The following is a 13,627-nucleotide window of genomic DNA, read 5'->3' as shown; positions in this document are numbered from 1 at the left end:
GGCCGTCGGACGGATCCTGGGTGACGACCGATGGACGTGACGAAGGGAGAGGCGGGCATGGATTCCTGGATCGACCTGGACGCCCTGTGGAAGATCGTCGTCATCGGCCTGCTCGCCGGGGCCGGGCTGCCCGCGCTGTTCGCGGTCGGGCTGCGCGCGGTGAGCCTGCCGGGTCGCGCCGGCGACGCGCCCGCCGCTGGCGAGGCCGACGACGACCGCATCATCGGGACGAACCCGCTGGGCATCGCCGCCGGAGCGCTGTGCTTCGCCCTGGTGCTGGCCGCGATCGGCTGGGGTATCTACTCCGTCGTCGCAGGAACGTGAGGGAGCCGCCAGGAACGTGAGGGAGCCGCCAGGAACGTGAGGGAGCCGCCAGGAACGTGAGGGAGATCGACGCGATGGAGAAGGAAAGGTGAGCGGCGTGGCGTTGCCTCCGCTGCTGGCATCGGTCATCCAGTGGCTGCGGGCCGGGTATCCCGACGGTGTCCCGGAGCGGGACTATCTGCCGTTGTTCGCGCTGCTGCGACGCAAGCTGACCGGGGACGAGGTGGCCGCGGTCGTCGACGCGCTGGCCGCAAGTGGTGACTCCGCGTCGGCCCTGGCGATCCGCACGGCGATCGCCGACGTCACCCACGACACCCCGCTGGAGGGCGACATCGCCCGGGTCAGCGCCCGGCTGGCGGCCGGCGGATGGCCGCTGGCCTCCCCGTCCTGCCCGCAGCCCGCCACCGAGACCTGACGATCGGCGGCCCCACCCAGGCGGCCCGGGGCCACCACGGGCGGGCGGGGCGCACCGCGTCAGCTTCCGCGATAGGTCGAGTAGCCGAACGGCGCCAGCAGAAGCGGGACGTGGTGGTGATCCGCCGGGTCCGCGACGTGGAACACGATGCTCACCTCGGGGAAGAACGCCGAGCGGCCGCTGGTGTCGAAGACGAGCCGCCAGACTCCGGGCGCGGTCAGCGGCAGGCCGCCGATCCGCCCGTCGGCATCGGTGACCGCCTCGGTGACCACGGTCCAGCCGGTACCGGTCTGGGCGCTATTCGAGCGAGATGCGCCCCGTTCGAGCCGAACCGGCATCCCCGCGGCGGGCCGCCCCTGCGCCGTGTCCAGGACGTGTGTGGACAGCCCCATCGCGCCTCCCGTGCAGTCCCCTGGCCCGTTGCGACCAGCCCCCGTCCCGATCGTCCCCCGCCCCGGCCCTGATCGGCGTCCCTCGTCGCTACCAGCGGACTACGCGCCGGTGATCAGGTGCCGGATCCGCAGGGCGGTGATCTCCGCCTGCTGGCCGGCGGCGATGCGCAGCTCCTCATCGGGCTCGTGGGCCATCCGTTCCTGGAGCAGGGCGAGCATCTCCTCGGCGCCGCGTCCCGCCGCCCGGACCAGGAAGATGTAGCCGAAGCGCTCCTCGTAGGCGGCGTTACCGGTGGCGAACGCCGCCTTGATCTCCTCGGAGGCCTCGTCCATCGCCGCCTGCTCCCGCCGGGGGGCGTCCAGGGACACCACTGACGCGCGCGCCGTCGTCGGCGGCGCGGGGATGCCGGTCGGGCGCTCTCCGATCCGGGGATGCGCGGTGAACGCCTCGAACCACGCCGACTCCGGCAACCGCCACCATTCCTGCTCGGCGGCGGGCAGCAGGGCGGCGAGGACGCCGAACGGACGGCGGGCCACCACCGCCTCGGCCCAGTCCTCGGACTCGCAGCAGGCCAGCAGCTCCTCGCGGGCGGCGTCCGGGGAGAGTGCGTCGAACCAGCGCATGGCCAGCGCCTCGCGCCCAGTGGCCGTCGGCACGCCGGTCAGCCGCAGCCGGGCCAGGCCGCCGTCGGGGATCGCGTCGACGCGGACGTGCGTGGCCTGAATGGGCACCTCCAGATCGAACAGGTGCCGGGTGTTGGGCTGTACCCGCGTGCGCGGCAGCAGTGGAACCCACTCGGTGATGGCGCTGATGTCATCGGGGTCGAGCAGGTCCGGGAGGTCCGCCGCCCACAGCTCGACGGCCCGGGGGGCGTTGCCGCGGAAGTGGCGGGTGTCGACCTCGGCCCGCACGATCAGGCCCTGTGTCGTCAGGCGAACCGCCGCCCAGTCGTGCCCGGTGCCGCGGCGCCGCCGGGTCTCCCAGCCCTCCCCCATCGCCCGGGCGTCGCCGGAGGCGTTGAGATTGTGCCGGTCGCCGTAGTGCATGTCGCTGGCGGCCACCACGACCCCGCCCAGGTAGGCGGCGGCAAGGTCGGAGGTGACCCGGTCGAGCAGGCGCGGATCTGGCACGACCGTGCCATGCACGCGCAGCCGGGCGACTCCCCCGTCCGGATGGATGGTCAGCCGAAGATGGGTGATGCGGAGCCGGCCTGCCTCCGCCACGGGCAGCACGTTGACCGCGTCGGCGGCGATCGGCGTGTGCGGGACCAGCTCCACCCAGTCGACGGCGTCGTCGGCGACCTCCGCGGCGGACGGGTAGCCGGCGACCGTCGCCCCGTGGATCTCGACGGCCTCCGGCGCGTTGCCGGTGAAGTGGGTGGTGTCGACGGTGATCGCGTGGGCGATCCCGGGCGCACCGAGACGGACGATGGCCCAGTCGGCCCCCGGCAGGTCGCGGCGGCGGCGGGTCTCCCAGCCATCGGTCCACTGGCCCCGTTCGGTGAACACGCCAGGGCGCACGATGGGCGGCTCGGGCAGCAACATCCGCTCCGCGAACGCGAAGAACTCGTCGTTGACGGCCACGACCGTGCCGCCGGAACGGGCTGCCGCCAGGTCGACGAGGTTGGTCAGGTCGGGCTCGTCACTCATCGGATCCTTCTCTCGGGTCGAGCGGTGTCACCTGCGNCGACCGGCCGCTGCGCGGCTGGTCGGGCGGCCGCCGGGTCGCCACCGGCGTCGGTGGCGGCGAACCCTGCGGGCAGGCTGGGTCAGCACGTTTGCGGGAGGCAAAGGGTACGTCCCGTCGACGCCTGCGGCTGGTCCGAGTCGGCGTCGCACGGCCGGACGTGGGGGCCCATCCGCGCCAGCCGGCGACGCGGCCCACGGCGGCGGGAGGGGTTCCGGCCCGATCGGCGGAGGTGGCCACCTCACCGTGCCAGCAGGCGTCCCCGCGGCGGGCGGTCACCGTCCGCACGCACCCCCCGCAGATAGGTTGCCCGGACGACTCCGTCGAGGCTGCGTCCAGCGTAGGGGGTGAGCGGGTGGCGATGCCGCAGCATGGACGGCTCAACCAGGAACGACGCCTCCGGGTCGAAGACGACGAGGTCGGCGTCCGCACCGATGGCGAGCCGACCCTTGCCGCGCAGCCCGGCGAGGTCCGCGGGGCCCGCGCACATCCAACCGACCACGTCGGCGAGGGTGTGCCCGCGGGCGCGGGCCTGGGTCCACACCGCGGGTAGCCCGATCTGCACGGACGCGATACCGCCCCAGGCGGCCGCGAAGTCGCCGCTGTCGATGTGCTTGACCTCCGGAGTCGACGGCGAGTGGTCGCTGACGATCCCGGTAAGCAACCCCGCCGGCATCGCGTCCCACAACCGGTCCAGGTTCGTCCTGCCACGGATGGGCGGGGCGCACTTGAACACCGTGGCCCCTTCGGGGACCTCCTCCGCGGTGAACGTCAGGTAGTGCGGGCAGGTCTCGGCGGTCAGCGGCAGCCCCTCCTCACGGGCGGCGAAAATCTCGTCGAGCGCCTCGACGGCGGACAGGTGCAGCACGTGCAGCCGCGCACCCGTCGCGGCGGACAGCGCCGCCAGCCCCGCCACCGCCTGCGTCTCCGCCGCCGCGGGCCGGGAGGCCAGCCAGCTCGCGAAGGCCCGCCCGGCCACCGGCGGTGCTGCCGCGAGGACGGCGGGCGACTCTGCGTGCACAACGGTGAGGGCGCCCATCCGGGCGGTGTGCCGGGCGGCGGCGGCCAGCACCTCCATCGAGACGTGCGGGAACTCCTCGACCCCCGACGGAGCCAGGAACGCCTTGAAACCGAAGACACCGGCGTCGTGCAGGGCGGCCAGATCGGCGAGATTACGGGTGTCGGCGCCGATGATGCCGCCCCAGAACCCGACGTCGACGGCGATCTGACCTTCGGCCACCGCCCGCTTGGTCGCGAGCGCCGTGAGGGAGGTCGTCGGCGGAATCGCGTTCAACGGCATGTCGATGATCGTGGTGACGCCGCCCGCCGCCGCGGCGCGGGTCGCGGTCGCGAAACCCTCCCACTCCGTCCGACCCGGCTCGTTGACGTGCACGTGGCTGTCGACCACACCGGGTAGCAACGCCAGGTCGCCGAGGTCGGTGACCAGGGCGTCCGCCGGCACCTCGGTGGGCTCGGTGATCGCGGTGATCCGACCGTCGGCGAGGTGCACCGCCGCCGGCCGCTCGCCGTCGGGCAGGGCCACCCGACGGGACCGCAGCACCTGCGGCCGCTCCGGCAGGCGTGCCGGCGTGTCCGGGAGGTACGCACTCATGCCGTCGAAGCACCTCCAGCCGGGTCGACGCCGGCGCGGATCGGAACGTCGACGCCAGCCGGAACGTCGGAGCCGGTCGGGAGGTCGGGGCGGGTCGGGAGGTCGACGAGGTCCTGCGGGCGCACCGGGACCCGCCGCAGGTCCCGCCCGACCGCCGCCCGGATGGCGGCGACGATCGCGGGGGTGGCGGTGCAGGTCGGCGCCTCGCCGACGCCCTTGACCCCGTAGGGCGCGTCGGGCTGCGGCTCGGTGACGGCGACGAAGTCCAGGTCGGGGACGTCCGCGATGGTCGGCAGCAGGTAGTCATGGAAGGTAGGGTTGACCACCACCCCGTCGACGGTGATCAGCTCCTCCATCAGCGCGAGACCCAGCCCCTGGGCGGTGCCCCCCTCGACCTGTCCGCGCAGGGACAGGGGGTTGAGCACGGTGCCGCAGTCCTGGGCCAGCGCCATCGACACCACCCGGACCAGGCCGAGATCGATGTCCACGTCGACGACCGCGCGGTGGGCCGCGCCGGCGAACGCCACGTGCGGATCGCCCTGACCCTCGGCGTCCAGCGCGGTCGTCCGCCGGTGGTGGAACGTGTAGTCGGCCTCGATCGGACCTTCGGCCAGGGCGTCGGCGATGCCGATGCGCAGCCCGGCCTCCGCGCCGACGATGTGTCCGGCGGCGATCCGCAGGGTGCGCCGGGGGGCCTCGACGACCTCGGCCGGCAGGTCGGCGGCCCGCGCGACCCGGGCAAGCAGCCGATCGGCGACCGCGACGCAGGCACCGCGCACGGCGCCGCCGCTCATCCAGGTCTGGCGGGAGGCGCTGGTGGAGCCGGCGCTGCCGACCGCGGTGTCCGCGGGGGCGAGGACGACCTGTTCGACCCCGAGCTCGGTGCGGGCGATCTGGCCGGCGATGGTGACGAAACCCTGGCCGACCTCGGCGCAGGCGCTGTGCACACGGACGCGCGGCGTGCCGTCGTCGGTCAGGTCCAGCCGGACGCGGGCGGCCGAGGAGTCGTCCATGCCTTCCGAGAAGAGGAGGTTCTTGTAGGCAAGGGCGTAGCCGACGCCGCGGCGCACCCGGCCCGGCTCCGCCGCGGCGGGCAGCCCGCCGGGCAGGGCGAGGCCGGTGACGTCCGCGGTTGGCGGCGGGGGCAGCGGGCGGGCGGCGACGAGCTGGATGAGCTCACGCGCCGGCAGCGGGGCGCCGAGTACCTGCCCCGTCGGCAGGACATCCCCCGGTCGGACGGCGTTGCGGATCCGCAGCTCGACGGGGTCCATGCCGAGCGCGTCCGCCAACCGGTCCATCTGGGCCTCGTGGCCGATGGTCACCTGCGGCACGCCGAAACCCCGCATGGCCCCGCAGGGCGGGTTGTTGGTCCGCACGGCCACCCCGCGCAGCCGCGCGTGGGGAACCCGGTAGGGGCCGGCGGCGTGGGTGACCGCGTTCGCGAGCACCGCGGGGGAGGACGACGCGTAGGCACCGCCGTCCAGGACGACGTTGGCCTGGACGCTGACCAGTTCGCCGTCGGCGGTCGCGGTGTGCCGGAACCACATCCGGGCGGGATGGCGGTGCGGATGGCCGAGGAAGGACTCGACGCGGTCGTAGGCGATCCGCACCGGCGCACCCGTCGCCCGGGCCAGCAGCGCGCCGTGGATCTGGAGGGTGACGTCCTCGCGCCCCCCGAACGCACCCCCCACGCCCGCCAGGGTGAGGCGGACGAGGTTCTCCGGGATGCCCAGGCAGGCGGCGAGCTGCTCGCGGTCCGAGTGCAGCCACTGGGTCGCGACGAGCAGGTCCACTCCACCGTCGGCCGCCGGGCTGACCAGGGCCGCCTCCGGTGCCAGGAACGCCTGGTCCTGCATGCCGACCACGTAACGGTCCTCGACGACGACGGAACCGTCGACCCCGGGCTCGCCGTGCCGGATGTCGATCTCGCGAAACAGGTTGCCGGCGGGGTGCAGGGATTCCGCATCCGCGGCCAGCACCCGCTCCGGGTCGGTCGAGGGAGGCAGCGGCTCGTAGTCCACCTCGATCGCGGCGAGCGCGCGGCGGGCGGTCGCGACGTCGACCGCGGCCACGGCGGCGACCGGCTCCCCGGCGTAGCGCACCTCCGCGGCGGCGAAGACCGGCTGGTCGGCGACGATCAGCCCGTAGGTGGCCACGCCCGGCACGTCGGCGGCCGTGACCACGGCGGCCACCCCGGGCAGGCGGCGGGCCGCCGCGGCGTCGATTCGCCCGAGGCGGGCCCGTGGATGCGGCGAGCGCAGCGTGCGCGCGTGCAGCATCCCCGGCACCCGCAGGTCCCCGGCGTACCGGAAGACTCCGCTCGCCTTGTCTGGTCCATCCGGGCGACGCACCGACCGCCCGATCCCACCGCTCACGGCCTCACCACCCATCCGGACCCCCGTCCGAGTGACGCTGGGTCTCCCCGTGACGCTGGGTCTCCCCAGATGAGTGAGCATCCCCCGAACGGAGGGCGCCGCGCTCAGCCTGGACCGCCCGCACGGCGGCGAGGATGCGGCCATAGCCGGTGCACCGGCAGATGTTGCCGGCCAGCGCCTCGCGGATCTCCTCCTCGTCGGCGTCCGGATGGCGGGTGAGCAGATCCGTCACCGCGACCACGAAGCCCGGGGTGCAGAAGCCACACTGCACCGCCCCCTCGGCGAGGAACATCGCCCGGACCGCCCGGGCCAGCCCCGCACCGCCCAACCCGGCGACGGTGACCACCCGGGTGCCGTCGGCGTCCGCGGCGAGCACCGTGCAGGACGCCGCGAGCCGGCCGTCCAGCAGCACCGAGCAGGCCCCGCACCGGCCCTGCTCGCATGCGTCCTTCACCGCCGTCACCCCAAGGGTGTCCCGCAACACGGTGAGCAGCGAATCCCCGATCGAGGCGCCGTTCACCGTGCGCAGGAAGCCGTCGACGTTCAGCCGGTAGCTCTCGCCGCCGTCCGCCCCGGCCGCCCCGCCGGCCCTGTCCGCACCCTCCGCCCCGGCGTCGAGGCCGTCCGCGGGCACCGCGGTCACGGCTGCCCGCCGGCGGCAAAGTCCCCGACAGGGCCGCTGGCCGGGGGCGCGGTCACGTGGAGGCAGCGGGCGAACGCCCGGCCGGCGAGCACCCCCGCCGCGTGCCAGCGGTACTCCGCGGAGCCCCGCGGGCCCGCGGGCAGCGCGGGAGTGATCCGGGTGGCCGCCTCGACGACCAGGTCGCCGAAGCGTCGGGCCGCCGCTGAGGACACCGTCCCGGTCGACCAGTCGACCTCGTCGCGGGCGTACCGCTCGGCCGCCTCCATCCGGGCCGGCAGCAGGCCCACTCCCCCGACCGCACACGTCAGCCGGTGGCGCACCCGGTCCACCAGGACCGCGCACGAGACGACCGCGGGGTACGCGGCCTGCCGCTCACCGATCTTGAGGTAGACCTGCGGACCGCCCGGGCGGGCCAGCCGCACCGCCGTGACGAGTGCGTCCGGGGCCAGCCCCTCGGCAAGGAAGCGTGGCAACGGCAGCCGGTCCGATCCTCGGGGCGAGGTGGTGAGCACCTCGGCGTCGGCGGCGGTCAGGAAGGTCAGCAGGTCGCCGGCGGGTCGCGCCGACCCCAGCGCACCGCCGACCGTGCCGGTGTTGCGGATCTGGACGGAGCCGACCACCCGGGCGGCCCGGGCCAGGCCGGGCGAGAGCGACCAGCCCGCCAGGTCCGTGTAGGTCACTCCCGCGCCGATGGTCAGGCTGTCCGCCCCGGCACCGCGGACCCGCAGTTCGAGCACCCGGCGCAGCGCGACGACCACCTCCGCGGCACGCTCCCCGGACCGCAGCGCGGGAACCAGATCGGTGCCACCGCCCAGCAGCGCCACCGCGGCACCGGAGTCGTGCGCGGCGGCGAGCATCTCCACCGCCTCACCGACCGTGCGGGGCCGGAACATCGCGGACGTCGTCCCGCCGGCCGTCACAGGGACCACGCCCACCGGGACCGCTGCTGGCGGGAGCACGGCCGCCAGGACCGTGTGCGCCGGGCCATGAACCGCACCCGCCCGATCGGACCCGCGGCGGAACATCCGGGTGGGTTCGACCGGCGGGACCGGCCGACGAGCCGAGGGGCAGCGGGGCAGGCGGACGAACGGTGCATGGCAACCGACCCTAGAGGCGGAAAGTTACGATGATGTTCGACCACGCAGACACTCCGTGAGGCCGCCCGATCGGGCCGAGGCCGTTGCACCCCGCACCACCGGGGCAGTCGCCGCATCCGACCGACCCGAACCATTACCAACCGCCCAGTAGACCGTCACCAATTGTTACATGCGCGACGTCAAGTCGAAAGACAGCGCCGTTTCACTCCGGAAATGGGACCTTTGTCCCCTCTGTGTCCAGAACGCGCGGTTCTCCGTCATTCCTGGCGTGTCATAGCGGGACCGATGAGTACCGCGACGGCATGGCCCGCCGGGACCATGCACCACACGGAGTCGCCCCGTTCCGGCGCCGGGATCACGTCGCCACCGGAATGCGGGTGCGCGCGCCGGGGCGAGCAGTTCCATCCGGATGAGGGTCCGACCGGGAGGATGGCCCCCTGGGGAGGATGGTCCGCCCGGGGGACGGGCCCGGCCAGATCGCGGGGTCCGAACACCGCACCGGGCCGGCGAGCCAATCGCCGCCGGCGGCACGCGACCGAGCGAGGTGGGCATGTCACGTCGTCTGACGAACACCAACGCCGCATTGCGCCACGGTTGGCATCCGGTGGCACGGTCCGGTGAGGTCGCCGACGAACCGGTGGCGGTGCGGCTGCTGGGCGAGCCGTGGGTCCTCGCCCGTCTGGATGATGGCCTGGCGGCGTTCGCCGATCGGTGCCCGCACCGGCTTGCACCGCTGTCGGCCGGCCGGGTGGATGCGCACGAGCTCGTCTGCGGCTATCACGGCTGGCGTTTCGTCGTCTCCGGCGAGTGCACCGCGGTTCCCGCCCTGGGCCCCGGGGTGCCCGCCCCCAGACGGGCCAGGGCCGCCCCACCGTGGGGCGTGGTGGAGCGGCACGGCCTGATCTGGATCGCGCCGGAGGAACCGTTCGCCGACCTGATCGAGGTCCCCGAGGCGGACGAGGCGGGTTTCGACTCGGTCTGGCTCGAGCCGTCGCGGTCCTCCGCCTGCGCCGGCCTGCTCGCCGACAACTTCCTGGACACGGCGCACTTCCCGTTCGTGCACGCCGGCACGATCGGCGCCGGCGAGGACACCGTGGTCGCGCCCTACCGGGTGACGCAGGACGACGACGGATTCGTCGTGCAGATGGAACAGCGGGTCGCCAACCCGGAGGACCCCAAGGTCGCCACCGGCGAGCATCCGCTCGTGCAGCGCCGCTGGTCGACCTACGTGTACCGGCCGCCGTTCATGCTGCGCCTGCGCCTGGACTACCCGGATGCCGGGATGATCAACACGATCCAGTTCTGCCTTCAGCCGGAGGACGAGGGATCCACCCGGATCTACACCAGGCTGCTGCGCGACGACCTGGGCGGGGACGCCGCGCGGATGGCCGAGGCCGCCCGCTTCGAGCAGGCGGTGCTCGACGAGGACCTCGCGCTGCAGGAACGGTTCGACCTCGACGGCCTGCCCCTGATCGGCGACCCGCCGCGGGGCGACCCGCTGAGAGGCGATGATGCCGACCCCGCCGAGGAGGTGAGCATCCGGGCCGACGCCGCGGGAGTCGCGCTGCGCCGCGTGCTGGCATCCCTCGTCGACCGGGCGACCCGGCTGCCGACGAGCGGCTCCGGGCAACCGTCCGACGGCCGGGACCGGCCGCGCACCACCGCCCGCCGCACCGAGTTCCGGCAAACGACGATCCGATAGGCGGGTAGGTCCAGCGTTCGGGGGTGTCCCGACCGCGGTGGGAACAGCGGATATCCGACACTCAGCGGGAGCGACATCGCAGGTCGACGACCTGCACCGCGACCTACGATGGGGATCGGATTCGGCCGGGAGGCGCAGAACTCATGACGGTGCGGGGTTGGGGGCGGCCGGTCGACGAGGCGAGGTGGACGGACCTCGACCCTCGCGAGTTCGAGCGGTTCCGTCGGCTGGTGGGCGCCGCGGGGTCGCGCGCCGACACCGGTCTCGCCGGGCTGCCGGACCGTGAGCTGGCCGCCGCCCTCGGTGTAGCCCGTCCGGACGGTGCGTCAGAGCCGAACGCGGAGTCGGGGGCAGGCGGCACGGGGNAGGGCGGCACGGGGCGGGGCCGGTCGGAGCCGGTCCTGCTGCCCGAGGCTCTGTTGTTGTTCGGCCGGCCGGAGGCGATCCGCTGGTTCCTGCCCTGGCACGAGGCGGCGATGCAGGTCATGCGGGCCGACACGGCCGTGGTGAACGACTTCTTCCACTGGCCGCTGTTCCGGCTCGCCGAGGAGCTGCTCGCCCGCTTCCGCGCCCGCAACACCGAACAGGTGATCCGATTCGAGCTCCTCCGGGTGCACGTTCCCGCCTTTTCGGAGGAGGCGTTCCGGGAGCTGGTTACCAACGCGCTGACCCATCGGGACTATGACGTTCCCGGCGCCGTCCACGTGCGGTGGGCCGACGACCGCATCGAGATCACGAATCCCGTGGCGCCGGCCGCCGGACCGCCGCCGGGGACCGCGCTCACGGGGCCACCCCGCCCGCGCAACCCCCTGCTCGCCGACGCCTTCCGGCGGGCCGGGATCGCCCAGCGCACCGGGCACGGGATCGGCCGGGCCGTCGCCGACCAGCTCCGCCACGGTCTGGCAGCTCCCCGCTTCGGGCATCCGACCGAGCGGACGATCGTCGCCACCCTGCCCGCCACCCCTGCGGACCTGGCCTTCGCCCGGTACGTCGCGGCCCGCGAGCGGCTCGGCCGGCCGCTGGGTCGGGCCGACCTCCAGCTCGTCACCGCGCTGCGCCAGACCCACCGGCTGCGCACCGCGCAGGCGGCCGCCCTGCTGGGCGTGGACCGGTCGCAGGCACGCGCCCAGCTCATCAGCCTGCTCCACGCCGGCCTGGTCCAGGTGGGCGGTGACGGCGCGGGCCGTACCTGGCACCTGACCGACCAGGTGCACCGCGACCTGCGCGAGTGCGCCGCGCACGTGCGAGCCCAGACCGGCATCGACCATCCGGCAACACCCGCAACACCCGCGCCGCCCGCATCGCCCGCATCGCCCGGATGGGCCATCCCCGGTGGGGGGCCCGCCCTGCCCCACCGGCCGCGGGCGGCCGACGGGGGCTGACGCGCCCCACCCGTCCGGCGGCCGATCCAGGGGGAGGATCGATCGGGATCGGTGCCGGTAACCAGGCGATCAAGGGGCAGGGCCGTCAGGGACGGGTGTAGAGCAGCCGGCCGAGGGTCGCCAGGGTCCGCAGCGGAAACGGCAGCCGGCAGCCGAGATCGGCCGCGGCGGTGTCGACGGCGGCCAGCTCGCCGAGCACCGCCTCCCACGGGGCGTCGCTCATCAGGCCCAGCAACGGCAGCGGGCAGGCCGCCCGCACCCAGCCCTGGTCCACGACGACGAACCCGCCACCCATGCCCTCGACCGCCCGGGCGGCGGTCAGCATGTCGTCGTCGCGGGCTCCGACCACGACCACGTGGCCGGGCGCGTGCATCGTCGACACCCCGAGCGCGCCGCGGTTGAGCCCGCAGCCGCGGATCAGCCCGACGTCGATGGGGCCGCCGCCGCCGTCCCGCTCGAAGACCGCGACCTTGTGCAGGTCGCGGGTGGGATCGGCGACCGCGTACCCGTCGTGCACCGTCGGCTGCACCCGCACCGTGCGCACGCCGTGCCGGCGGGCCGTCGCCGTCGCCGGCTCGGGACCCGCACCGCCCAGGGGACTGCGTCCCGGACCGCCCGCGACCGGGTGGGCGGCCGGCTCGCGGGGCACGTCGATGCTCACCGCCGCGACGCTGACGTCCTGCCTGCCCGCCCGGCTCAGGCCGGGGCCGAGGAAGGATCCGGCATGCAGGTTCGCCGGCAGCCGGATCCGGCCGACGGCCCAGGCCGGCGCCACATCGTGGTTGTCGAACAGCGGGCGCCCGTGTTCGGCGGCGATCCGGCCGCCCGCCACCACCACGTCGGGGGGGGCGGTGCCGGCGAGCGTGGTCACCACCTGCAGGTCGGCCAGCCGGGCGGGGGCGATGGAGCCCAACGCCGAGTCCAGGCCGTGCGACCGGGCCGGGAGCAGGGTGGCGTGCCGGATGGCGTCGATCGGGCCCATGCCCTGGCCGACGGCGAGCCGCACGTCATGGTCGAGATGGCCGTGGGTGGCGAGTTCGGTGACCGTCCTGGTCCTGGTCGGGCCGGGGTAGTCCAACGCCCAGCGCAGTCCGGCGGGGTCCGCCACCGGACCCGCGCCCAGCGCGGACAGGCCGCTCACCCCGGCCCCCGGCGGCGCCGGGCTCACCTCGACGACCGAGGTGGTGGTCGGTGAGGTGGGCGGGATCACCGTGGGACCGGAGGCCGGTGCGACGGGCGGGACCGGCGCGGCGAGCGCCAGGTCGGCGGCGGGAGCGAGGCCACCGCCCGAACGGAGCAGTACCCGCAGTGGCGTCGCGGAGCCGGTGGCGAGCTCCGAGCCCTGGGCCCCGCCGAGCGCGAGCAGCGCCGCCGGGTCGGTCAGCAGCGTCACCGTCCCGCGCGGGATGAGCAGACGGGCCAGCTCGCCCGCGCTGAGCAGCGTCTCCTCGACCCGCAGCCCGGCGTCGACGTAGGCGGGGACGACGTAACGACCGGCGGCGTCGAGGGAGCGCCGACCGCTGAGCACCCCGGGCCTGGTCACGGCGGCGATGTACCGCCCGACGATGAGGATGTCGCGGTTGACCACCGTGCCGTCGTGCACGACGACGACCAGGCCGCCGCGCACGACTAGGTCGGCCTCCTCCTCGCCGTCGGCGACCCGGCGCAGGCGGGCCAGCTCGGCGGCCGAGGGGGACAACCGGCCCACGCCGGTCACCGGGAGGTGCCCGATCGGACCGGCCGGATCCGGCGGGGGTTCATGCCGGTCCAGGCGTGGGATCACCACGGGCGACTCCGTGCGGGCTGGCGCCCGCGGATATGTGGCCGAACCGGCGGAAACCGTCCGCGTCGGCCGGACCACCCGGCCGGGCGCCGCCATCAGCCGGGGTCCGAGGCTGGTGCATTCGACGTTCAAAGGCAGCCCTTCGTCCGCCGGCCGGCGCCGGCGGCGCATCTACATCCGAAGACGGCAGGCAGGGAAGGCGGCCGCCCGGGAAC

The 13,627-nt window shown here is 74.7% G+C and carries 11 protein-coding genes; 4 read left to right on the top strand and 7 right to left on the bottom strand.

All coding sequences use genetic code 11. From position 1 onward, the window contains the following. Nucleotides 1-30 precede the first annotated feature (30 nt). Together UK82_RS07870 and UK82_RS07865 are read left to right on the top strand one after the other, a co-directional pair. Nucleotides 31-324, top strand: a complete 294-nt coding sequence (locus tag UK82_RS07870) for a hypothetical protein (protein ID WP_095211969.1) — start codon at nucleotides 31-33, stop codon at nucleotides 322-324. A 97-nt stretch (nucleotides 325-421) separates the two neighbouring features. Continuing rightward, a complete protein-coding gene (locus tag UK82_RS07865; protein WP_044884394.1) occupies nucleotides 422-739 on the top strand; it encodes a DUF3349 domain-containing protein in 318 nt (105 codons plus the stop codon). Between the two features lie 59 nt (nucleotides 740-798). Here the strand turns inward: UK82_RS07865 and uraH are convergent, their stop codons facing one another. The 6 genes from uraH to UK82_RS07835 form a co-directional block, all read right to left on the bottom strand. Continuing rightward, on the bottom strand, nucleotides 799-1,131 hold the full coding sequence (gene uraH / locus UK82_RS07860) for a hydroxyisourate hydrolase (protein ID WP_044884395.1): 333 nt from the start codon (nucleotides 1,129-1,131) through the stop codon (nucleotides 799-801). 99 nt (nucleotides 1,132-1,230) lie between these two features. After that, on the bottom strand, nucleotides 1,231-2,781 hold the full coding sequence (locus UK82_RS07855) for an allantoicase (protein ID WP_044884396.1): 1,551 nt from the start codon (nucleotides 2,779-2,781) through the stop codon (nucleotides 1,231-1,233). Nucleotides 2,782-3,059: 278 nt separating this feature from the next. After that, nucleotides 3,060-4,430 (bottom strand): allantoinase AllB, encoded by a 1,371-nt coding sequence (gene allB / locus UK82_RS07850; protein ID WP_055406779.1) that lies wholly within the window; start codon nucleotides 4,428-4,430, stop codon nucleotides 3,060-3,062. Then, nucleotides 4,427-6,820, bottom strand: coding sequence for a xanthine dehydrogenase subunit D (gene pucD / locus UK82_RS07845; protein WP_055406778.1), 2,394 nt, complete (start codon nucleotides 6,818-6,820; stop codon nucleotides 4,427-4,429). Before pucD ends, allB begins: the two co-directional genes overlap by 4 nt. Then, nucleotides 6,810-7,448 carry a (2Fe-2S)-binding protein gene (locus UK82_RS07840; protein WP_236705638.1) on the bottom strand — a complete coding sequence of 213 codons (639 nt, stop codon included), beginning with the start codon at nucleotides 7,446-7,448 and terminating at the stop codon, nucleotides 6,810-6,812. The genes pucD and UK82_RS07840 overlap by 11 nt, the downstream gene beginning before the upstream one ends. Beyond that, entirely contained in the window at nucleotides 7,445-8,341 is an 897-nt protein-coding gene (locus UK82_RS07835; RefSeq protein ID WP_044884438.1) for a xanthine dehydrogenase family protein subunit M, read from the bottom strand. Before UK82_RS07835 ends, UK82_RS07840 begins: the two co-directional genes overlap by 4 nt. A gap of 754 nt (nucleotides 8,342-9,095) precedes the next feature. Here UK82_RS07835 and UK82_RS07830 point away from each other — a divergent pair. Both UK82_RS07830 and UK82_RS07825 read left to right on the top strand, forming a co-directional pair. Beyond that, nucleotides 9,096-10,247 carry an aromatic ring-hydroxylating dioxygenase subunit alpha gene (locus UK82_RS07830; RefSeq protein WP_055406777.1) on the top strand — a complete coding sequence of 384 codons (1,152 nt, stop codon included), beginning with the start codon at nucleotides 9,096-9,098 and terminating at the stop codon, nucleotides 10,245-10,247. Between the two features lie 476 nt (nucleotides 10,248-10,723). Next, a complete protein-coding gene (locus UK82_RS07825; protein WP_313949797.1) occupies nucleotides 10,724-11,629 on the top strand; it encodes an ATP-binding protein in 906 nt (301 codons plus the stop codon). An 85-nt stretch (nucleotides 11,630-11,714) separates the two neighbouring features. Here UK82_RS07825 and UK82_RS07820 read toward each other — a convergent pair whose 3' ends face one another. After that, a complete protein-coding gene (locus UK82_RS07820; protein WP_236705637.1) occupies nucleotides 11,715-13,415 on the bottom strand; it encodes an adenine deaminase C-terminal domain-containing protein in 1,701 nt (566 codons plus the stop codon). Between the last annotated feature and the right edge of the window lie 212 nt (nucleotides 13,416-13,627).

Source organism: Frankia sp. ACN1ag, from assembly GCF_001414035.1.
GTDB lineage: Bacteria > Actinomycetota > Actinomycetes > Frankiales > Frankiaceae > Frankia > Frankia torreyi.
The sequence above is the reverse complement of the archived record's forward strand: the minus strand, read 5'-3'. Positions and strand labels throughout refer to the sequence as shown.